The 21,398-nt window shown below is 74.8% G+C and carries 19 protein-coding genes and 1 riboswitch; of the genes, 13 read left to right on the plus strand and 6 right to left on the minus strand.

All coding sequences use genetic code 11. From position 1 onward, the window contains the following. Window positions 1–17: 17 nt before the first annotated feature. Together AC3A5R_RS20170 and cbiE are read right to left on the minus strand one after the other, a co-directional pair. Window positions 18–773 carry a cobalt-precorrin-4/precorrin-4 C(11)-methyltransferase gene (locus AC3A5R_RS20170; protein WP_487622564.1) on the minus strand — a complete coding sequence of 252 codons (756 nt, stop codon included), beginning with the start codon at window positions 771–773 and terminating at the stop codon, window positions 18–20. Then, window positions 770–2,008 carry a precorrin-6y C5,15-methyltransferase (decarboxylating) subunit CbiE gene (gene cbiE, locus AC3A5R_RS20175; protein ID WP_487622565.1) on the minus strand — a complete coding sequence of 413 codons (1,239 nt, stop codon included), beginning with the start codon at window positions 2,006–2,008 and terminating at the stop codon, window positions 770–772. The genes AC3A5R_RS20170 and cbiE overlap by 4 nt, the downstream gene beginning before the upstream one ends. A 177-nt stretch (window positions 2,009–2,185) precedes the next feature. Here cbiE and AC3A5R_RS20180 point away from each other — a divergent pair, with 177 nt between their 5' ends. The 7 genes from AC3A5R_RS20180 (at window position 2,186) to AC3A5R_RS20210 (ending at window position 10,409) form a co-directional block, all read left to right on the plus strand. Then, the gene (locus tag AC3A5R_RS20180) at window positions 2,186–2,956 is read left to right on the plus strand and encodes a hypothetical protein (RefSeq protein ID WP_487622566.1); all 771 of its coding nucleotides are present in this window, start codon (window positions 2,186–2,188) and stop codon (window positions 2,954–2,956) included. Between the two features lie 79 nt (window positions 2,957–3,035). Further along, a riboswitch (cobalamin riboswitch) is annotated at window positions 3,036–3,099 on the plus strand. A 77-nt stretch (window positions 3,100–3,176) separates the two neighbouring features. After that, a complete protein-coding gene (locus AC3A5R_RS20185) occupies window positions 3,177–5,282 on the plus strand; it encodes a VWA domain-containing protein (protein WP_487622567.1) in 2,106 nt (701 codons plus the stop codon). Then, window positions 5,282–5,893: a cob(I)yrinic acid a,c-diamide adenosyltransferase gene (gene cobO, locus AC3A5R_RS20190; RefSeq protein WP_487622568.1), complete on the plus strand. Its 612-nt coding sequence runs from the start codon at window positions 5,282–5,284 to the stop codon at window positions 5,891–5,893. Before AC3A5R_RS20185 ends, cobO begins: the two co-directional genes overlap by 1 nt. Further along, on the plus strand, window positions 5,890–7,368 hold the full coding sequence (locus AC3A5R_RS20195) for a cobyrinic acid a,c-diamide synthase CobB (protein WP_487622569.1): 1,479 nt from the start codon (window positions 5,890–5,892) through the stop codon (window positions 7,366–7,368). Before cobO ends, AC3A5R_RS20195 begins: the two co-directional genes overlap by 4 nt. Next, the gene (gene cobC, locus AC3A5R_RS20200; RefSeq protein ID WP_487622570.1) at window positions 7,365–8,438 is read left to right on the plus strand and encodes an Rv2231c family histidinol phosphate aminotransferase CobC; all 1,074 of its coding nucleotides are present in this window, start codon (window positions 7,365–7,367) and stop codon (window positions 8,436–8,438) included. The genes AC3A5R_RS20195 and cobC overlap by 4 nt, the downstream gene beginning before the upstream one ends. Next, the gene (gene cobA / locus AC3A5R_RS20205; RefSeq protein ID WP_487622571.1) at window positions 8,428–9,447 is read left to right on the plus strand and encodes a uroporphyrinogen-III C-methyltransferase; all 1,020 of its coding nucleotides are present in this window, start codon (window positions 8,428–8,430) and stop codon (window positions 9,445–9,447) included. Before cobC ends, cobA begins: the two co-directional genes overlap by 11 nt. After that, a complete protein-coding gene (locus AC3A5R_RS20210; protein WP_487622572.1) occupies window positions 9,444–10,409 on the plus strand; it encodes a cobalamin biosynthesis protein in 966 nt (321 codons plus the stop codon). Before cobA ends, AC3A5R_RS20210 begins: the two co-directional genes overlap by 4 nt. Here the strand turns inward: AC3A5R_RS20210 and AC3A5R_RS20215 are convergent. Genes AC3A5R_RS20215 through AC3A5R_RS20230 form a run of 4 tightly spaced genes read right to left on the minus strand, consistent with a single transcriptional unit; the run spans window position 10,376 to window position 14,314 of the window. Next, window positions 10,376–12,175, minus strand: coding sequence for a SulP family inorganic anion transporter (locus AC3A5R_RS20215; RefSeq protein ID WP_487622573.1), 1,800 nt, complete (start codon window positions 12,173–12,175; stop codon window positions 10,376–10,378). The two genes, AC3A5R_RS20210 and AC3A5R_RS20215, sit on opposite strands and share 34 nt — an antisense overlap. 34 nt (window positions 12,176–12,209) lie before the next feature. After that, a complete protein-coding gene (locus AC3A5R_RS20220; protein ID WP_487622574.1) occupies window positions 12,210–12,956 on the minus strand; it encodes a cobalt-precorrin-6A reductase in 747 nt (248 codons plus the stop codon). Continuing rightward, window positions 12,956–13,876, minus strand: coding sequence for a MerR family transcriptional regulator (locus tag AC3A5R_RS20225; RefSeq protein ID WP_487622575.1), 921 nt, complete (start codon window positions 13,874–13,876; stop codon window positions 12,956–12,958). The genes AC3A5R_RS20220 and AC3A5R_RS20225 overlap by 1 nt, the downstream gene beginning before the upstream one ends. A 6-nt stretch (window positions 13,877–13,882) precedes the next feature. Next, window positions 13,883–14,314, minus strand: coding sequence for an SRPBCC family protein (locus AC3A5R_RS20230; protein WP_487622576.1), 432 nt, complete (start codon window positions 14,312–14,314; stop codon window positions 13,883–13,885). Between the two features lie 161 nt (window positions 14,315–14,475). Here AC3A5R_RS20230 and AC3A5R_RS20235 point away from each other — a divergent pair, with 161 nt between their 5' ends. The 6 genes from AC3A5R_RS20235 to AC3A5R_RS20260 are packed head-to-tail and all read left to right on the plus strand — an operon-like array spanning window position 14,476 to window position 21,325. Beyond that, window positions 14,476–15,771, plus strand: a complete 1,296-nt coding sequence (locus tag AC3A5R_RS20235; RefSeq protein ID WP_487622577.1) for an NAD(P)/FAD-dependent oxidoreductase — start codon at window positions 14,476–14,478, stop codon at window positions 15,769–15,771. Beyond that, a complete protein-coding gene (locus AC3A5R_RS20240) occupies window positions 15,768–16,523 on the plus strand; it encodes a DUF1365 domain-containing protein (protein WP_487622578.1) in 756 nt (251 codons plus the stop codon). The genes AC3A5R_RS20235 and AC3A5R_RS20240 overlap by 4 nt, the downstream gene beginning before the upstream one ends. Continuing rightward, window positions 16,520–17,800 carry a class I SAM-dependent methyltransferase gene (locus tag AC3A5R_RS20245; RefSeq protein ID WP_487622579.1) on the plus strand — a complete coding sequence of 427 codons (1,281 nt, stop codon included), beginning with the start codon at window positions 16,520–16,522 and terminating at the stop codon, window positions 17,798–17,800. Before AC3A5R_RS20240 ends, AC3A5R_RS20245 begins: the two co-directional genes overlap by 4 nt. An 11-nt stretch (window positions 17,801–17,811) precedes the next feature. After that, window positions 17,812–19,182 carry a cryptochrome/photolyase family protein gene (locus tag AC3A5R_RS20250; protein WP_487622580.1) on the plus strand — a complete coding sequence of 457 codons (1,371 nt, stop codon included), beginning with the start codon at window positions 17,812–17,814 and terminating at the stop codon, window positions 19,180–19,182. Window positions 19,183–19,197: 15 nt separating this feature from the next. Beyond that, window positions 19,198–19,917 carry a CPBP family intramembrane glutamic endopeptidase gene (locus AC3A5R_RS20255; RefSeq protein ID WP_487622581.1) on the plus strand — a complete coding sequence of 240 codons (720 nt, stop codon included), beginning with the start codon at window positions 19,198–19,200 and terminating at the stop codon, window positions 19,915–19,917. Window positions 19,918–19,921: 4 nt separating this feature from the next. Next, window positions 19,922–21,325 (plus strand): tryptophan-rich sensory protein, encoded by a 1,404-nt coding sequence (locus tag AC3A5R_RS20260; RefSeq protein WP_487622582.1) that lies wholly within the window; start codon window positions 19,922–19,924, stop codon window positions 21,323–21,325. The last annotated feature ends 73 nt before the right edge of the window (window positions 21,326–21,398 follow it).

Below are 21,398 nucleotides of genomic sequence, written 5' to 3' on the forward strand. Positions count from 1 at the left end.
TCACGACACCCAAACACTCACTGCCGGTTGGTGATTCGCGTTCCGTACAGGTGCGACTCGACGAAGTCGTCGGTCTCGCGGGCACCGAGCGCGTGTCCGACGAGGATGACCGCGGCCTGCCGCAGCCCGGCCTGCTCCACCGTGTCCGCGACGTCGGCGAGCGTGCCGCGCAGGACGAGCTGGTCGGGCTGCTCGGCGTTCGCGACGACGACGACCGGGCAGTCGGAGCCGTAGTCGTCGACGAGCTCGGCGGCGAGGCGGCGCACGTGCCGAATCGCGAGGTGCAGCACGAGCGTCGCGCGGGTGCGGGCGAAGTTCGCGAGCGCCTCGGTGGGCGGCATCGCCGTCGAGTCGCGGTGCGCGCGGGTCAGCACCACCGACTGGGTCACCTCGGGCACGGTCAGCTCGCGTCCGACGAGCGCGGCGGCCGCGGCGTAGGCGGGGACGCCGGGCGTGACGTCCCAGGGCACGCCGGCCCGGTCGAGGCGTCGGGTCTGCTCGGCGACGGCCGAGTAGATCGACGGGTCGCCGGAACAGAGCCGCGCGACGTCGTGCCCGGCCTCGTGGGCCTCGACGCAGCGCGCGGAGATCTCGTCGAGCGACAGGTGCTGGGTGTCGACGAGGGTCGCGCCGTCGGGGCAGTGCGCGAGCACCTCGGCGCCGATGTACGTGCCGGCGTAGAGGCAGACGGGCGACTCCGCCATGAGGCGGGTGGCCCGGAGGGTGAGCAGGTCGGCCGCGCCGGGTCCGGCGCCGATGAAGTGGACGGTCACGCAGGCTCCTCGGTGGCGGGGTGGGGCTTCGTCGCGGACCACTGGACGACGGCTCGGGCGGGCTTCCACCCGGTGAGCGAGCCGAGCGGCTCGAGGTCCTCGACGGCGATGCGGGTGAGGGCACCGCCGAGCCGGGCGCGGGCGTCGTGGAGCAGCAGCTCGGTCTCGACGGTGACGCCGTGGACGACGACTCGACCACCCGGCGCCAGAGCCTCCCAGGCCCGCTCGAGCAGGTCGGCGCTCGCCCCGCCGCCGACGAACACGCCGTCGGGACGGGGGAGGTCGTCGACGACGTCGGCCGAGCGCGCCTCGACGACCTCGAGACCGGGCACGCCGAGGCGTCGGGCGTTGGCGCGCACCCGCTCGGCGCGGACCGGGTCGCGCTCGACGGCGACGACGTGGTTGCGCGGGTGCTGGCGGGCGAACTCGATGCCGACCGAGCCGGCTCCGGCGCCGAGGTCCCAGAGGACGTCGCCGGGCTGCGGGGCGAGGTGGGCGAGGGCGGCGGCCCGCACGACGCGCTTGGTCAGCTGGCCGTCGTGGTCGAAGGCGTCGTCCGGCAGGCCGGGAGCCAGCGAGCGCGGGCGGGCCCCGGCGTCGGGCACGCACTCGACGCAGACGACGTGGAGCGTCGCGGCGGGCCCAGCGGCCCACGTGCCGGCGACGCCGTCGGTGCGCGTCTCGTCGTCGGCGCCGAGGTGGCCGAGCACCGTGACGCGGCTCGACGCGTACCCCTCCTCTTCGAGCACCGCGCAGACCCGTTCGGGCGCGTCGGGGCCGCTCGTCAGCACGACGAGGCGCCGTCCCGGGGCGAGCTCGCGGCGGAGCCGGTCGACGTCGCGGCCGACGAGCGTCACGGCGTCGGACTCCTCCGCCGACCAGCGCATCCGGGCTCGCGCGAGAGCCACGGACGAGAGGCCCGGGTGGATCCGGACGGCGTCGGGCCCGAGCGCCGACACGAGGGTCGAGCCGATCCCGGAGACGAGGGGGTCGCCGCTGGCGAGCACGACGACGCGACGCCCCGCGACGCGTCGGAGCAGCTCGCGCAGCCCCGGGAGCAGGGGCGACGGCCAGGGGACGTGCTCGGCGCCCGGCGCGGCGTGCGCGACCAGCTCCAGGTGCCGCGTCCCGCCGACGAGGACGTCCGCGCCCTCGACGACCCGACGCGCGTCCGCACCGAGCGACGACAGCCCGGAGGCACCCACCCCCACCACCTCGACGATGACCTCGACCACGCGGGTGACCCTAGCGCCGGACTCGGTCGTCCCACGGATTCGGTGGTCGGGCGCAGATTCGACGGTCGTAACCGTCCATTTGAGGAGGATTTGCCCCATCATGGCTTCGCACGGCACTCGCGGGGGCGAGTTCATCGCACGGGGTCATGCCCCAGGGGGAACAAGGTAGGCGGCAGCATGCACACGGACGACCACCACGCAGCAGGGCCCATCGGCACGCTCGAGTTCGACGCCTCGACCGCGCGGCTGCGCGCCGACGCGGACACGTTCTTCGCCCTCGTCGACCACGTCGGCCGATCGGGCGGCGCGGTCGCCGAGGTGCCGTTCGCGGCGTCGGGCGTCGCGGTCGAAGGCCGCGCGCACCCGTCGGTCCGGGCCGGGCTCGGCACGGTCGAGGAGCCGTGCGCCCGCCTCGAGGTCGAGGTGTCGACGCCGAGCGGCACGCGGCTGCACGAGGGCTGGCTCGACCGCGTGTCGGCGCTGCTGCTCGACCGGGGCGACGGCACGCACGACTTCCTGGAGGTCGACGCGGAGTTCCTCGCCGTGACGCTCGTGCGCCTCACCGACCTGCAGTCGCGACCGCGGCTCGAGGGCCGCGGCGGGCGCGTCCACGCCGACGTCCTCGACGCGCTGCTGTCGTGCGACCCCTTCGCCCGCGAGGACGCTGCCGCCGAGCTGGCCGGCGCGGCGTCCGCGTGGCCCGTCCTCGCGGCGTCGCTGCGCTCGGGCCGGTGGCAGGTGTGCGGCATCGACGTCGCCCACGCCGTCGGGCCGACGACCGTCACCCGTCGCGTCGCCTGGCTCGACACCCCGGCGGGGCTGCTGCGCATCGACGCCGATGCCGAGGGCCCGATCCTCGCCGGCACCTCGGCCGGGAAGGTGTGGCGCTCCATCGTCGGCGCCCTGCCGACCGACGTCGGTCTCGACCTCCTGCCCCGCACCGCCTGACGTCTGCCGCGCCGGCTGGGCGGGCTCGGCCCGTCGGGCCGCGCGGGCTTCTGGCAGACTGCCCGGTGGCGACGGGAGAGGAATCCGGTGAGAGTCCGGAGCGGTCCCGCCACTGTGATCCCCGCCTGCGGGGGAGCCAGGACGTCCCTCGTCGCCGACCGCGCCCGTCCGGGCCGGTCCTGGACGACCACGCGGGCGAGGCACCCGCAGGAGGCCACGCATGCGCGACGGTTCGACCGACCCCGCCAGCCCCTCACGGGGTGCGGCACCCACGCTGACGCCGACGTTCCCGTTCTCGGCCGTCGTCGGCTCCGACGACCTCGCGCTCGCGCTCGTCCTGACGGCGGTCTCGCCGGAGGTCGGCGGCGTCCTCGTGCGGGGCGAGAAGGGCACCGCCAAGTCGACGATGGTCCGCGGCCTGGCCGCCGTGCTGCCCTCGCTGGGCGTGGTGCCGGGCTGCCGCTTCGGCTGCGACCCCGCCGACCCCGACGCGTCGTGCCCCGACGGTCCGCACGTGGCGTCAGCGGATGCGGACTCCCGGCCGGCCCGTCTCGTCGAGCTGCCGATCGGCGCCACCGAGGACCGTGTCGTCGGCTCCCTCGACCTCGAGCGCGCGCTCGGACGGGGCGAGACCGCCTACCAGCCGGGCCTGCTCGCGGCCGCCCACCGCGGCATCCTCTACGTCGACGAGGTCAACCTCCTGCACGACCACCTCGTCGACCTCCTGCTCGACGCCGCCGCCATGGGCCGCAGCACGGTCGAGCGCGACGGCGTCTCGGTGTCGCACGCGGCCCGGATCGTCCTCGTCGGCACGATGAACCCGGAGGAGGGCGAGCTGCGGCCACAGCTGCTCGATCGGTTCGGGCTCACCGTCGAGGTGGCGGCCCCGCGCGAGCCGGCCCTGCGTGCCGAGGTGGTGCGCCGCCGGATGGCCTTCGACGCCGACCCGGCCGGGTTCACGCACCGGTGGGAGGCCGAGCAGGACGGGCTGCGCGGGCGCATCAGCGACGCCCGTGAGCGCGTCCGTGACGTCGTGCTGCCCGATGCCGTGCTCGCCCGCATCGCCGAGGTGTGCGCCGGGTTCGAGGTCGACGGCCTGCGCGCCGACATCGTCACGGCGCGCGCCGCCGTGGCCCATGCGGCGTGGAGCGGGCGGACGGTCGTGACCCGCGACGACGTCCGTGCAGCGGCCCGCCTGGCCCTCCCGCACCGCCGGCGCCGCAACCCCTTCGACGCCCCGGGCCTCGACGAGGACCTCCTCGACCAGCTGCTCGGCCACGACGAGCCTGAGGACCCCGGCCCCAGGGACGACGGCGGGCCGGAGGGCGGCGGCCCGGAGAACAACGACGGCACCCCGAGCGACGGTGCCTCGGAGGCGCAGCCGGAGGGGAGCGCGTCGGAGGGTGACACGTCGGAGCCCGGCGAGTCCGGCGAGCCCGAGGACACCGAGGGGCGCCCGGCCGGGGGCGGCAGCGCTCCCGCGCGGTCCGCGTCGGTGCCCGACCAGGCACCCCGCGCCCGGCTGCTCACGGCACGCGGCCTCGGCCACGGCGCCGCCGGACGCCGCTCGGCGGCCGTCACGACGACCGGCCGACGCGTCCGCGATACCGCCGCGCCCAGCGGTCCGCTCCACCTGCCGGCGACGGTCCGCGCAGCGGCAGCGGACCGAGCACCGTGCCCGGCTGGGGCCACGCGGCGCCTCCACGTGCGCCCGAGCCACCTGCGCCGGGCGGTGCTCCAGGGCCGCGAGTCCAACCTCGTGCTCCTCTGCGTCGACGCGTCCGGCTCGATGGCCGCGCGGCGTCGCCTCGAAGCCGTCACCTCCGCCGTCCTGTCGCTGCTCCTCGACGCCTACCAGCGGCGCGACAAGGTCGGCCTCGTCACCTTCCGCGACACCGGCGCCGAGCTCGTCCTGCCACCCACCGGGTCGGTCGACGTCGCCGCCGCCCGCCTGCGCGACCTGCCCTTCGGGGGCCGGACGCCGCTCGCCGAGGGCCTGCTGACCGCGCGGGAGACGCTGCGCGTCGAGCGCCTGCGCGACCCCAGCCGCCGACCGCTGCTCGTCGTCGTCACCGACGGACGCGCCACCGCGGGGCCCGACGCGGTGGCCCGCGCCACGCGCGTCGCGCGGCAGCTGCACCACGAGGGCGTCGACGCCGTCGTCGTCGACTGCGAGTCGGGTCGGATGCGCCTCGGTCTCGCCGCCCGCCTCGCCGTCGACCTCGGGGCGGAGCACCGGCCCGTCGGCGAGGTCGCGGCGCAGACGATCCTCGACGCCGCGCGCACCAGCACGGCGACCGCCACCCCGAGCAGGAGGGCCGCCTGATGCGCGGACAGCCGACGACCGTCCCCGACGACGGCCTGACCACCCGCCAGCGCCGCAACCGACCGCTCGTCGTCGTCCACACCGGCGACGGCAAGGGCAAGTCGACGGCCGCGTTCGGCCTCGCCCTGCGCGGCTGGAACCAGGGCTGGTCGGTCGGGGTGTTCCAGTTCGTGAAGAGCGCCAAGTGGCGCATCGGCGAGCAGACCGCCATCGAGACCCTCGGCCGGCTGCACCGCGACGCGGGCGTCGGCGGGCCGATGGAGTGGCACAAGATGGGCAGCGGCTGGTCGTGGACCCGCAGGGAGGGCACCGACGAGGACCACGCCGAGGCGGCACGCGAGGGCTGGGCCGAGATCAAACGCCGGCTCGCGGCGCAGACCCACGGGCTCTACGTGCTCGACGAGTTCACCTACCCGATGGCGTGGGGCTGGATCGACGTGGACGACGTCGTCACCACCCTGCGCGACCGGCCGGGGCACCAGCACGTCGTCATCACCGGCCGGCGCTGCCCGGAGGCGCTCGTCGACCTCGCCGACCTCGTCACCGAGATGACGAAGGTCAAGCACCCCTTCGACGACGGCCAGAAGGGCCAGCGGGGGATCGAGTGGTGAGCGCCCTGGACGCCGCGCTCGGCCGGCTGCAGACCCCCGACCCGCTGCCGCCCTCCACCGCGCGGCTGCCGCGGCTCGTCGTCGCCGCCCCGGGATCGGGCCACGGCAAGACGACGGTCGCGACCGGCCTCATGTCGGCGCTGCGCGGCCGGGGCCTCGACGTCGCCGGCCTCAAGGTCGGGCCCGACTACATCGACCCCGGCTACCACGCGGTCGCCACGGGTCGCCCGGGCCGCAACCTCGACCCGTTCCTCTGCGGCGAGCACCGCATCGAGCCGCTGCTGCTCCACGCCGGGCGCGGCGCCGACGTCGCGGTGGTCGAGGGCGTCATGGGCCTGTTCGACGGCCGGCTCGGCACCGACGGTTTCGCCTCGACGGCGCACGTCGCGGCCCTGACGTCCTCTCCCGTCGTGCTCACCGTCGACGTGTCGAACACGACGCGCACCGCGGCCGCGATCGTCCACGGGCTCGCGACCTTCGACCCCCGCATCCGGGTGGCGGGCGTCGTGCTCAACAAGGCGGCGTCGGGTCGGCACCTGCGCGAGGTGTGGTCGGCCGTCGAGACCTCGGGCGTCCCGGTGCTCGGGGTGCTGCCGCGCGACGTCGGCATCGAGGCGCCGTCGCGCCACCTCGGGCTCGTGCCCGCCGCCGAACGTGTCGAGGCCGCCGCTGCGGTGGAGCGACTCGGTGAGCGGGTCGCCTCGCACGTCGACCTCGACGCGGTCCTGTCGATCGCCCGCTCCGCCCCGGACCTCACCGGGACGCCGTGGGACGCCGCGGCCGAGCTCGGGCACCCGGTTGCCGGCGACCGGCGCCCCGTCGTCGCCGTGGCGGGCGGCCGGGCCTTCACCTTCCGCTACACCGAGACCGAGGAGCTGCTGCGCGCGGCGGGTCTCGAGCCGGTCGTCGTCGACCCGACGCGCGACGCGTCGCTGCCCCCGGGCACGGCCGGGCTCTACCTCGGCGGCGGCTTCCCCGAGGTGCACGCCGAGGCCCTCGCCGCGAACACCTCGCTGCTCGGCGAGGTCCGCGACGCCGTGCTCGGCGGCCTGCCGACCGTGGCCGAGTGCGCCGGCCTGCTCTACCTGTGCGAGAGCCTCGACGGCGACCCGATGGCCGGCGTCCTGCCTGCCGTCGCCTCGATGGGCCCGCGCCTGACGATGGGCTACCGGTCGGCGGTGGCACCGACGGCGTCGGTCCTCGCCGAGCCGGGACGACGCGTCACGGGGCACGAGTTCCACCGCACGGTGGTGACGACCGATGGGGGTGACGTGGCCACCGCGGAGGCGGCCTGGCTCCTCGACGGGCAGCCCGAGGGGTTCGCCCTCGACCCGGCCGGCACCGGTCGCGCGACGCTGCATGCCTCCTACCTGCACACGCACTGGGCCGGGCATCCTTTCCTCGCAGCCGAGTTCGCGTCGTCGGTGCACGCTTACGCAGAGCGTCACATGGCGGCCGCCGGGAGCCGGCGGTGAGCGTCGACCTGCACCACCACGGCGACCGTGACATCGCCCCGGGCCTCGTCGACCTCGCCGTCAACGTGCGGCTCCCCGCGCCGCCGCCGTGGCTCGCCGACGTCGTGGCACGGTCGCTCGCCGACCTCGGCCGCTACCCCGACGCGACGGCCGCCACCGAGGCGATCGCCGCCCGGCACGGCGTGCCCGTCGAGGCCGTGCTGCCGACCGCCGGTGGCGCGGAGGCGTTCACGCTCGTCGCGCGGGCCCTTCCGACGCGTCGCCCGTCGGTCGTGCACCCGCAGTTCACCGAGCCCGAGGCCGCGCTCCGGGCCGCCGGTCACGACGTGCACCGGCACGCGCTGGGCGCCGGCGAGGGTTTCCGCCTCGCGCCCGACGCGTACCGCGCCGGCGGCCGGGCGTCTGCAGGAGCCGACGCCGACCTCGTCGTCGTCGGCAACCCGACGAACCCGACGGGGGTCCTGCACCCCCGCGCCGACGTCCTCGCACTGCGGGCCCCGGGCCGCGTGCTCGTCGTCGACGAGGCGTTCATGGACGCGGTGCCCGGCGAGACGGAGTCGCTGCTCGGGGTCGACGACGGCGACGACCTCGACGGCGTGCTCGTGCTCCGCTCGCTGACGAAGACCTGGGGCCTGGCCGGGCTTCGGGCCGGCTACGTCGTCGGCGACCCCGCCCTCGTCGCCCGGCTCCGCGCCGTGCAACCGCCGTGGTCGGTGTCGACGCCGGCCCTCGCCGCGACGGTCGCCTGCACGTCCGACCGGGCGAGTGCCGAGGCGGAGGCCGCCGCCCTCGCCTTCGGCCGCGACCGGGCCGTACTCCTGGCCGAGCTGGACGCCGCGGGCTTCACCGTGGCCGGAAGCCCGGCCACGCCGTTCGTCCTCGTCGACACCTCGCCGCTCGGCCCGGTGTCGGTCCGTGAGGACCTCGCGGCGTGTGGCTTCGCCGTCCGGCGCGGTGAGACGTTCCCGGGGCTCGGCCCCGCCTGGGTCCGCGTCGCCGTCCGGGACGCCGCGACCTCGCGCGCCTTCGTGTCCGCCCTGTCCGAGCTGAGGGGTCGTCGTGTCGCCTGAGTCGATGTTCCGCGGTCGCCGAGTCCTGCTCGTCGGTGTCGAGCCGTCCACGGCGGCAACGGTGTCCACGCTGCTGCGCGAGGGCGCCACCGTGACCGTCGACGCCCCCGACAACGCCCTGGGGACCACGCTCCGAGACCTCGTCGAGCGGGGCCTGGTCATCCGGGATCCGATGGCCGACCCGGCCGAGTTCGACGTCGTCGTGCGCGCGAGGCCGGCGCAGGCACCGGAGCACACGGCGGCGTCGCCTCGGGCGGCGTCCGAGGGGCGTCGCGTCGGCACCGTGACGCTCGTCGGCGGCGGCCTCGGCGACCCCGGGCTGCTCACGGTGGCGGGTCTGGACGCCGTGCGCGCCGCGGACGTCATCGTCCACGACCGGCTCGCTCCGCTCGACGCGCTGCGCCATGCCCGCCCCGACGTGCTCCTCGTCGACGTCGGCAAGATCCCGCGCGGCGCGTTCACACCGCAGGAGCGGATCAACGAGGTCATCGTCGAGCACGCCCTGGCCGGGCGCGACGTCGTGCGCCTCAAGGGTGGCGACAACTTCGTCTTCGGGCGCGGCGGCGAGGAGGCGGAGGCGTGCGCCGAGGCCGGCGTGCCGGTCGTCGTCGTGCCCGGGGTGTCCTCGAGCATCGCGGGCCCGGCCCTCGCCGGCATCCCCGTGACGCACCGGGCACTCGTGCAGGGGTTCACCGTCGTCAGCGGCCACGTGCCACCGGGCGACCCCCGCAGCACCCTCGACTGGGGCGCACTGGCGCGGAGCAACACGACGCTCGTCGTCCTCATGGGCGTCGCGACGCTCGGGGCCATCGCCGACACCCTCGTGCGCGAGGGGCTCCCCGCCGACACCCCCGCCGCCGTCGTCGCCGACGCGGGCCTGCCGAGCATGCGCTCCGTGCGAGCGCCCCTGTCAGGCATCGACGCGGCTGCACGGGCAGCCGGCCTGACCGCCCCCGCGGTGGCGGTCATCGGTGCGGTGGCCGGGCTCGACGTGCTCGCACCCCGGTGAGCGCGCGGGCGCTCGGGCTCACGCTCGGCTGGCTCGCCGACCAGGCCTTCGGCGACCCGCGACGGTGGCACCCCGTTGCCGGGTTCGGCTCAGCCGCAGCTGCACTCGAGAAACGCCTACATGCGCGGAGCCGCCCACGGGGCGCCGTGCACGTGGCGGTCCTCGTCGGAGCGACGGCGGCGGTCGGCGCGGCCGTCGAGCGCGTGGGCCGACGGAGCCCGGTCCTCCAGGTCGTCACGACGGCGGCGGCGACCTGGGCCGTTCTCGGCGGACGTTCCCTGGCACGCGAGGCGACGACGGTCGAGCGCCGGCTGCGCGCCGGCGACCTGCCGGCCGCCCGCGTCCAGGTGCGCAACCTCGTCGGGCGCGACCCGTCCACGCTCGACGCGGACGGCGTCGCCCGCGCCTGCGTCGAGTCGCTCGCCGAGAACACGTCGGACGCCGTCGTGGCACCGCTGCTCTGGGGTGGCCTGTTCGGCGTGCCGGGCCTGCTCGGCTACCGGGCCGTCAACACCCTCGACGCGATGGTCGGTCACCGGTCCGACCGCTATCGCGAGTTCGGCTGGGCCGCAGCACGACTCGACGACGTCGTCAACTGGGTGCCGGCACGCGTCGCCGGAGCGCTGGCCCTCGCGTCGGCACCGACACCGGCGCACGTCCGCGCCGGATGGGAAGCCATCCAACGGGACGCACCGGCCCACCCGAGCCCCAACGGCGGCGTCGTGGAGGCCGCCTTCGCCGGCGCCCTCGGCGTGCGGCTCGGCGGGTCGAACACCTACGACGGACGCGTCGAGGACCGCGGCACGCTCGGCACCGGCCCCGCGGCGTCGGTGGGCGACATCACCCCCGCCGTGCGCCTGGCCGGGCGCGTGGCCGCCCGCGCGCTGGCCGTCGCCGCCCTGGTGGCGTTGGGCCGCGAAGGGTCCGGTCAGTCGGGCTCCGGGGCGGCCGGGTCGGGCTGAGCAGGCACGGGCGGGATGCGCAGCCCCGGCGGCGGCGCCCCGTGCTCGGCGGTGTACGCGTCGACGTACGCGGCGACGGCCGTCGGCAGCGTCGGGTAGATCGCGCCCTCGCCGAGACGCTCGACGAACCCGGCTGCGGCGAGCGAGGACCGGAGGTCCTCCTTGACGCGCGCCATGACGAACCGGATCCGCTTGTCCTCCAGGCGCAACCGCAGGAAGTCGAGGGCGTCGACGGCGGTGAGGTCGATCTCGGTGTTGGCCTCGGCGTTGAGCAGGAACCACTCGACCCGACCCCGTGACTGTGCCTCCGTGACGACGGCGAGCGCCCGCTTGACGAAGTCGTCGGAGTTGGCGAAGAACAGCGGGGAGTCGTAGCGGTACACGACGAGCCCCGGCACCTGGACGGCGCCGGGATGGTCGTCGATGTCGTGCATGCCGGCATAGTTCGGCACGTAGCCGAGGACGCCGTCGTGCGGGTGGACGATCCGGCGCACCAGGTCGAGCACCGACAGCGCCACCGCGGCACCGATGCCGGGCAGCACGCCGAAGAGCAGCACGGCGACGGTCGTCGACAGCGCGAGGACGAGCTCGCTGTGGCGGAACCGGGCGATGCGTCGCAGCTCGGCGACGTCGACGAGCCGGATCGCCGCGTAGACGACGACACCGCCGAGGGCCGCGAGCGGGAACGCCGAGATGACCGGCCCGAGGAAGAGCAGCGTCGCGATGACGAGCACGAGCGAGACGAGCGAGTGCAGCTGCGTGCGCGCGCCCATCGCGTCGGCGATGACGGTACGGCTTCCGCTCGAGCTGATCGGGAAACCCTGGAGCAGGCCGGTGGCGACGTTGGCGCCGCCCAGTGCCAGGAACTCCTGGTTGCTGTCGATGGACTCGCGGTGCCGGGCCGCGAACGCCCGCCCGGTGAGGACGTTGTCGGAGTAGGCGACGACGGCGACGCCGAGGGCCGCCGGCAGCAGCGCCCACACGTCGACGTCGGTGAGCGAGGGGAGCCGGAACCCGGGCAGCCCCTGGGGGATGGGCCCGACGACCTTGATGCCGAACCGGTCGGCCCAGCCGAAGACCTGCACGAGCACGGTGGCCCCGAGCATGGCGATGAGCGGGCCGGGCCACAGCGGCCGCCACCACCGCAGGAGCAGCAGCGTCGCCAGCACCCCGAGCGAAAGCAGCAGTGTCGGCAGGTGGATGTCGCCGAGGTGGGTCAGCACGTAGCCGACCTCCTGGACGAACGAGTTGCCCTCGACCTGCAGGCCGGTGACCTTCTCCATCTGGCTGACGACCATGAGGGCGGCGATGCCGGCCATGTAGCCGACGAGGACCGGCTTGGACAGCAGGTCGGCGAGGAACCCGAGCCGGGCCACCCAGCCGATGACGCAGATGATGCCGACCGCCACCGCCATGACGGCGGCGGCGTTCTCCCGGGCGAGGACGCCGCCCGAGGCCGTGACGAGCGCGCCGACGCCGGCCGCGGTCATGAGGGCGGTCGTCGACTCGGGCCCGACGGACAGCTGCCGTGACGAGCCGAGCACCGCGTACACGAGCAGGCCCGGCCCCACGGCCCACAGCCCGGTGACCGCGGGCAGGCCCGCCACCTCGGCGTAGGCGAGCACCTGCGGCACGAGGTAGGCGGCGACGGTGATGCCGCCGAGGACGTCGCCGCGCAACCAGACCCGCTGGTAGCGCCGCAGCACCGCGACGCCGGGGAGCACCCGCTCCCACGTGGCCTGCTCGCGCCGCTGGCCCGCCGTCATCTTCCGAAAGTACCGGCGAGCCGCCGCCTGCGGGTCAGGTCCGGGAGGACGCGCCCGCCACCCAGCGCGCGGCCGCCTCGACGTCCTCGACGACCTCGACACGGTCCGGCACGGGGGGGCGCCGCACGACGACGACGGGCACGCCCACGGCTTCGGCGGCGTCGAGCTTGGCCTCGGTGAGCGGGCCGCCGGAGTCCTTGGTCAGGAGCACGTCGACGCGCCGCGAGGTGATCAGCCGCGTCTCGGCCTCGAGGGTGAAGGGCCCGCGGGTCAGGAGCACCTCCCACGAGGCCGGGACCGCCCACTCCGGGGGGTCGACGACGCGGGCCAGGACGTAGCGGTCGTCCCACCGGGCGAACGCCTCGAGCTGCTGGCGGCCGGTCGTGACGAACGGACGCGTGCCGACCGCCTCCGCGGCGTCGCGAGCGGCCTCGACGGAGTCCACCCACGAGTACGCGTCGGCGCCGGGCCGCCCGGCCCAGCCGGCGCGCTGGAGCCGGACCAGGGGGACCCCGGTGGCGCGGCACGCCGCCGCGGCGTTGCCGCTGATGCCGGCGGCGAAGGGGTGGGTGGCGTCGACGACAGCGCCGAAGCCCCCGTCGGTGAGGTGGCCCGCCAGGCCGTCGACGCCGCCGAAGCCACCCGTGCGCACCGGCCCGGCGGGCAGCGCCGGCCGGCTGACGCGTCCGGCGAGGCTCGACTCGACGTCGACGCCCGCGCCGACGAGCAGGGCGGCGAGGGCACGGGCCTCGCCCGTGCCCCCGAGGAGCAGGACCCGCATCAGGCGGAGATGCGCAGGTGCCGCGTCATCTCGCCGACGGCGACGGTGATCGAGTGCCCGAGGTGCACGACGCCGTCCTCGATGGCCTCCTGCTCGCTGCCGCCGAGGCCGATGACGACCTCGGGGTGGCGGGCGTGGACGGCCTCGACGATGGCGTGCGCGGCGTTGATGTCGTCGGTGCGCGGCACGGCCATGACGATGCCCGAGGCGTGGCGCAGCTCGACGGCCCGCACCCACTCCTCGGCCGGCAGGTCGGCGCCGACGTACGCGGTGGCGAAGCCGGCCCGGCGGGCCGCGACCGCGAAGGCGAGCAGCCCGAGCTCGTGCCGGGCGCCGGTCGGCAGCCCGATGAGCAGCCCGGGGCCGTCGGAGCGGCCGGACGCGGCCTCGTAAGCGGCAGCGAGCCGGCGCTGCACCGCGTAGGACACGAGGTGCTCCCCCGCGACGGTGAGCCGGCCGTGGGCCCAAGCCTCCCCGACGAGCCGGAGGGTCGGCATGAGCCAGTCGTCGACGACGTGCTCGAAGGTGCCGAGGGCGAACCGGGCGTCGAGGACCGCGGTGGCAGATGCGGCATCGAGGCGCTCGGCGGCGCGCAGGAACGCCTCGGCATCCTCGGACTGCGGGCCCCCGCGCGAGGGGCCGTGCGGCCGGATCGGGGAGACGCGCGAGGAGCGGCTCGTCCGCCCGGCGGGCTCGGGCGCGGTGAGGCGACGCAGCGTCTCGGCGGCGGCCTCACGGGCCGACCATCCGTCGGTGACGAGGGAGTTCATGATGGCGAGGGCGCGGACGTCCTCGGGGCCGTAGAGGCGGTAGCCGCCGTCGGACCGCTTCGGCGACACGACGCCGTAGCGGCGTTCCCACGCGCGCAGCGTCGCGACGCTGATCCCGGTCAGCTCTGCGGCTCGTTTGATGGTGTACACGGCGACCTACTCCAGACGCTCCAGGGCGTCACGCATGCCCTTCTCGGCGTCGTCGCCGAGCTTCTTCAGGGCGGGGGCCAGCAACGGCGCGAGGAGGCGCGCGATGCCCTTGAACTCGAAGTCTGCCCGGTACGTGACCGTCGTGCGGCCGTTCTGGCCGACGAAGGTCATCGTGTCGTTCGCGACGACGGTGGGGTTCTCGCCGCGCAGCGCGAACCGCTGCCCGGGAACCCGCTCGGTGACGAGGTAGTCGAGCCGGGTCTGCCGGCCGAGGAACGAGGACGTGTTGCGGTACCGGGTGCCGACGTCACCATCGCCCGAGACGCGCTCGGTGCGGACGGTTCCGGGGTCCCACTCGGTCGTCGTCGTGAAGTCGCTGAGGTAGGCGAACACGGCGTCGACCGGCCGATCCACGGTCACCGATCGCTCGATCTCCATACCCTCTCCAAACCTTTGACATACCTTCGACAACCACCATACGGTGTGGGCGAAGGATGGACAACGTATCGGGCAAAACTCGTCGTGCCGCGCCCACCCTCCAATCCGGTCGGAGCGTCGTGCCGAACCATCCGGGACCACAACTCACGCAGGAGGCCTCGGTGACCCGTACGCCCCAGGGAACGCCCCACGGATCGGCCCGCCCCACCGCCGCGGTCGTCGGTGCCGGGGTGTCTGGACTGACCGCCGCCCACGTCCTGTCCGCGACCCACGACGTCACGCTCTTCGAGTCCGCCGACCGGTTCGGCGGCCACGCCCACACCCACGACGTCCGCGGCTCCGACGGACCCCTGCGCATCGACTCCGGTTTCATCGTCCACAACGAGCGCACCTACCCGCACCTGCTGCGCCTCTTCGCCGAGCTCGACGTGCCGACCCAGGCCACCGAGATGAGCATGAGCATCACGTGCGAGGGGTGCGGGCTGTCCTACGCCGGCGGCCGTGGCGCCACGGGCCTGTTCGCCCAGCCGTGGCGCGTCGCCGACCCGCGGTTCGTCCGCATGCTGGCCGACGTGCCGCGGTTCCACCGCGCGGCCCGGGCCCTGCTCGCCGACGAGGGGGCCGGCGGCGACCCGACGTGGGGCGAGTTCCTCGACGCGAGCGGCTTCTCCCCGTACTTCGTCCGCCACTTCGCCATCCCGCTCGTGTCGTGCGTGTGGTCCTGCGGCGACCTCGACGCGACGTCCTACCCGGCCCGGCACCTGTTCCGGTTCCTCGACCACCACGGGATGCTCACCGTCACCGGATCGCCGCAGTGGCGCACCGTCACCGGCGGGTCGCGCACCTACGTCGACGCGCTCGTGGCCCGGCTGGGCGATGCCCGCACCGACGCCCGGGTCACGGCGGTGACGCGTCACGACGACGGCGTCGACGTCGTCGTCGACGGTGCCCACGTGCAGACCTTCGACCGCGCCGTCGTCGCGACGCACGCCGACCAGGCCCTCGACCTGCTCGCCGACGCGACACCGGACGAGAAGCGCCAACTCGCCTCGATCCGCTACTCCCGCAACGAGACCTGGCTGCACCGCGACCCCTCGGTCCTCCCCCGGCGCGAGCAGGCACGCGCGTCGTGGAACTACCGGATGCGCGCGTGCGAGGCGCCGGCGTCGGAGGTGCTCGTCAGCTACTGGATGAACCGGCTGCACGACCTGCGCGACGGCGACGACCACGTCGTGACGCTCAACCCGGGCGGGCACGTCGACGCGTCGGTCGTCACGGCGCGGATGGAGTACGAGCACCCGATCTTCACGCGCGAGGCCGTCGAGGCCGCGGCCCGGCTGCGCGAGGGCGGCGGCGACCGCCTCTCCTTCGCCGGTGCCCACCTCGGCTGGGGCTTCCACGAGGACGGCTGCCGCTCCGGCGTCGCGGCCGCCCAGCGCCTGGGGGCCCACTGGTGACCCAGGTCGTCACCCTGCCCCCGGTGCCGGCCCTCGTCGACGGAACCGTCAGCCACACGCGGCGGGCCCCGCTGCACCACGCCTTCACGCACGGCACCTACCAGTGGCTCGTCGACATCGATGCGATTCCTCGGTTTCCTTGGCCCGCAAGTCTGTTCGCCGGCTTCCGGGCCGAGGACCACCTCGACCGCGGCCGCCTCGGTGGGGGCCTGCGCGGCGACGTCGAGCGCTTCCTCGCCCACCGCGGCGTCGAGCTCGACGCGAGCGACCGCGTCCTCATGCTGGCGAACGCGCGCGTCCTCGGGCACGTCTTCGACCCGCTGTCTGTCTTCTGGTGCCTGCGCCCCGACGACTCGGTGCGCGCCGTCGTCTTCGAGGTGCACAACACCTACGGCGAGCGCCACGCCTACCTGCTCGACGTCGACGAGGCCGGGGCCGCCGGCGTCGACAAGGAGTTCTACGTCTCGCCCTTCAACGACGTCAGCGGCCGGTACGCCATCCGGCTGCGGCTCGACCCCGGCCACGTCGCCGTGACGGTCCGGCTCGACCGCGGCGGCGAGACCGTCCTCACCGCCGTGACACGGGGTACGCCACAGCCGGCGACCCCGGCCGCCCTGCTCCGACTCGTCCGCCGCCACGGGCTGATGACCCAGCGCGTCACGGCCCTGATCCGTGCCCACGGCATCCGCCTCTGGCTGCGCCGCCTGCCCGTGATGCCCCGCCCCCGACACCCGAAGGAGGCCGTCCGATGACCGCCGCGCCGTCCCCCGTCAGCCAGCCCATCTGCCTGCGTCGCCCCGTGCTGCGCCCGTTCTGCGTCCGCGGCAAGCTCGCCCGGAGCATCGTGGCCCAGGTGGCCGGACGCGTCCCGGTCGACCTCGTCCTGCCCGACGGCGCCCTGCTCGGCGGCGGCACCCGCGACGGGTCGCGGCCCGGGCTGCGGATCGTCCGGCCCGACGCGGTGTTCGAGCGCCTCGCCCACCACCCGAAGATCGGCATCGGCGAGGCCTACATGGCCGGCGACTGGACGGCCGCCGAGGGCACCGACCTCGCCGACGTGTTCCGGCCGTTCGCCGAGCGGATGACCACCGCGGTGCCGCCGTTCTGGCTGCGGCTGCGCGGTTTCGTCGACCGACGCATCCCGGCGATGCAGCGCAACTCGCTGCTCGGCTCGCGACGCAACATCGAGGCGCACTACGACCTGTCCAACGCGATGTTCGAGACCTTCCTCGACGACACCCTGACCTACTCCTCGGCGCTCTTCGACCACATGAGCCCGACGCCGCCGGCCGAGCAGGGCCTCGAGCAGGCGCAGCTGCGCAAGGTCGACGCCATCCTCGACGCCGCGCGCGTCACCGAGGGCAGCCGCGTCCTCGAGATCGGCACGGGCTGGGGCACGCTCGCCCTGCAGGCGGCGAAGCGGGGCGCGCAGGTCACCACCGTGACGCTGTCGAAGGAGCAGGCGACCCTGGCCCGCGAGCGGATCGCGGCGGCCGGGCTCGCCGACCGCGTCGACGTGCGCGTCCAGGACTACCGCGAGGTCGAGGGCAGCTACGACGCCGTCGTCAGCGTGGAGATGATCGAGGCCGTCGGCGAGGAGTACTGGGCCACCTACTTCCGCACCATCGACGAGCGACTCGCCCCCGGTGGCGTCGCCGCCGTCCAGTCCATCCTCATGTCGCACGAGCGGCTGCTCGCGACGAAGCACAGCTACGGCTGGATCCAGAAGCACATCTTCCCCGGCGGGCTCATCCCGAGCGTCGAGGCGATCCGCTCCACGACCGCCGAGAACACCTCGCTGCGCGTCACCGACGTCCACGCGTTCGGCACCGACTACGCGGAGACCCTGCGACGCTGGCGTGAGCGGTTCACCGCGCGGTGGGACGACGTGCGGGCCCTCGGCTTCGACGAGACGTTCCGCCGCAAGTGGGAGTTCTACCTCGCCTACTGCGAGGCCGGCTTCTCGAGCGGGTACCTCGACGTCGCACAGATCCGGTTCGAGCGGTCGGGCACCACGGTCCCGGCCTGAGGAGGCGAGGCATGGCGAGCGAGCGGACGACGGCGATCCTCTGGTTCCGCCGCGACCTGCGGCTGCACGACCACCCGGCGCTGCTCGCGGCGCTCGAGGCGGCCGACGAGGTGCTGCCGGTCTTCGTCCTCGACCCGACCCTGCTCGACACCGCGGTGCCGCGCTCGCAGCGGCTCGTGGCGTCGCTGCGCTCGCTGGCCACCGACACCCGCGACGCGCTCGTGCTGCGCACGGGCGACCCCGTCGACACCATCCCCCGCCTGGCGCGTCAGGTCGGTGCCACCCAGGTGCACGTGACCCGCGAGACGACACCGTACGGCCGGCGTCGTGACGACGCGGTTGCGACCGCTCTCGCCGACGACGACCGCGAGCTCGTCGCCACGGGCACGCCGTACGCCGTGGGGCCCGGCATCGTCGTCAACGGGTCCGGCTCGCCGTACAAGGTGTTCACCCCGTTCTCCAGGGCGTGGCGCCAGCACGGCTGGCCTGACCCCGCCGAGCGCCCCGCGCGCATCCCGTGGGCCCGCGCCCGCGTCGCCTCCGACGACCTGCCCGCCCTGCCGGACGGCGTCCGGTTCGAGGCCGGCGAGGCCGCCGCGCTCAAGCGGTGGGAGGAGTTCGTCGCCGACGGGCTCGACGCGTACGCCGACGAGCGCGACCGCCCCGACCTCGACACGACGAGCCGGATGTCGGCCCCGCTCAAGTACGGCGAGATCCACCCCCGCACGATGCTCGCCGACATCGCCGCGCGCGGCAGCGGCCGGTCGAAGGGCGCCTCCACCTACACGACCGAGCTGGCGTGGCGGGAGTTCTACGCCGACGTGCTCTGGCACCACCCGCGCTCCTCGTGGCACGACCTGCGGCCCGAGCTCGCGAAGCTGCCCTACGACACCGGCGCCGAGACCGACCGGCTCGTCGACGCCTGGCGCGAGGGCCGCACCGGCTACCCCATCGTCGACGCCGGGATGCGGCAGCTGCTCGCGGAGGGCTGGATGCACAACCGGGTGCGGATGATCACCGCGAGCTTCCTCACCAAGGACCTGCACGTGTGGTGGCCCGTCGGTGCCCAGCACTTCCTCGACCACCTCGTCGACGGCGACGTCGCCTCGAACAACCACGGCTGGCAGTGGGTCGCCGGCACCGGCACCGACGCGTCCCCGTACTTCCGCGTCTTCAACCCGGTGACGCAGGGGCGCAAGTTCGACCCCGACGGCGAGTACGTGCGCCGCTGGGTGCCCGAGCTGCGTCACCTGTCCGGGGCGGCGGCGCACGAGCCGTGGAAGCACGAGGACGGGTATGCGCAGGGGTATCCGGAGCCGATCGTCGACCACGACGATGAGCGCAAGGAGACCCTGGCCCGCTACGAGCGGGCCCGACGCTAGGTCAGGAGGGCAGAGATGCGGGGCCCCGTGGCCGAGCTGCGCGCCTTCGTCAACGCCGCGCTCATCGAGAAGGTCGAGCGCGACCACCGCGACCCCGACGACGTCTTCCGACGCCGGCAAGTGGTGGCCGCGGTGACGTTCGTCGTCGGCAGCGCCGTGCTCGCCTGGGCGTTGCGGATCACGCCGGGCGACCCGCTGTTCTACGTCGCGACCCTCGCCCTGGCCGCCGTGTGGCTCGTCGGCGCGCTGGTGTCCGGGCCGCTGCACGCCGGGATGGGGCACACCCGACGCGGTGAGACGGCGCGGCCGATCGTGCAGTCGCTCGTCCTCGGGGTGCTCCTGCTGCTCGTCTTCCTCGTCGGCGCCCTCGTGGTGGCGCGCATCCCGGTGCTGCGCGAACCCGTGGACCAGCTGCTCGACCACGCCCGGTTCGGCGCGTTCGCGGCGGTGCTGGCCATCACCTTCGTCAACGGCGTCGTCGAGGAGCTGTACTTCCGCGGCGCCCTCTACGCCGCCCTGCCCCGCCACCAGGTGACGCTGACGACCCTGCTCTACGCGCTGACCACCGTCGGCAGCGGCGTGCCGCTCCTCGTCCTCGCCGGCGCGGCGCTCGGCCTCGTGACCGGTCTGCAGCGTCGCGTCACCGGTGGCTTCCTCGGTCCGATCATCACGCACGTCGTGTGGTCCACCGGGATGCTCGTGCTCCTCCCACCCGCCCTCGAACTGACCAGGTGATCCCATGACGTCCACCCGAACAGCCCTCGTGACGGGGGCCTCCGGCTACATCGGCGGCCACCTCGTGCCCCGGCTGCTCGACGCCGGCTGGACCGTGCGCGTCCTGACGCGGCACCGCTCGTCGGTCGAGGAACGGCCGTGGCACTCCCGCGTCGAGGTCGCCGAGGGCGACGTGTCCTCGGCCCGCGACATGCGCGCGGCGCTCGAAGGCATCGACGCCGCGTGGTACCTCGTGCACTCGATGGACGACCGGCCCGATTTCGAGCAGCGCGACCGCGACGCGGCCATGACCTTCGCGGAGGCGGCCGAGGCCACGGGGGTCTCGCGCATCGTGTACCTCGGCGGGCTGCACCCCTCCGGCGAGGAGCTCTCGCCGCACCTGGCCTCACGGGTCGAGGTGGGGCGGATCCTGCTCGACTCCGGCGTGCCGACGGCGGTGCTCCAGGCGGCGGTCGTCATCGGCGACGGGTCGGCGTCGTTCGACATGCTGCGCTACCTGACGACGCGGCTGCCGGCGATGGTCGCCCCGAAGTGGCTCGACAACCGGATCCAGCCCATCGCCATCGACGACGTCGTGACACTGTTGGCAGGCGCGGGCTCCCTTCCGCCCGAGGTGAACCGGACCTTCGACATCGGCGGCCCCGACGTGCTGACCTACCGGGAGATGATCGGGCGGTTCGCCGACGTCACGGGGCGGCGGCGCCCGGTCGTCGTGACCGTGCCGGTGCTGACGCCACGGCTCGCGAGCCACTGGGTCGGGCTCGTCACGCCGATCTCGGCCGGCCTGGCCAAGCCGCTCGTCGGCAGTCTCGTGCACGAGGTCGTGGCCAAGGAGCGCGACCTCGAGGGCTACGTCGAGCTGCCCGGCGGGCCGACGCCGTTCGACGACGCCGTGCGGTCGGCGATGCGGACGGTGCCGCGCGACACCGCGGTGCGCAACGCGGTCATCGCCGGCGCGGCCGTCGTGGCGTGCGCCGTGGCCGGGTCGGTGGCCACCAAACCCGAGTCGCGCTGGTACCGGTCGCTGGACAAGCCGTCGTGGCAGCCGCCACCGCTCGCGTTCCCGATCGTGTGGACGGCCCTCTACGCCGACGTCGCGGCCAGCGCGGCCTCGACGCTGACGGCTCTCGACCGCGCCGGCGACGCGTCCGGCCGGTCGGCCTACCTCAAGGCCTTCGGCACCAACCTCGCGCTCAACGCCGGGTGGAGCTGGGTGTTCTGGCCGGCGCGCCGGCCGGGCCTGGCCGCCGTCGAGTCGGCGCTGCTGACGGCGAGCGGACTCGACCTCGCGCGTCGTTCGGCCCAGGTCAAGCGCCCGGCCGGCGCTGCCCTGCTGCCGTACGCGGCGTGGTGCGGCTTCGCGACGGTGCTCTCGGCCGCAATCGCCCGACGCAACCCGCGCCCCTAGATGTGATGCCCAGTCACGTTGGTCGAGTCAGTGTGACGAGACGATCTGACCTCCTGACAGATGAAGACCTCCC

This window comes from Intrasporangium sp. Soil_C_50 (assembly GCF_057656595.1).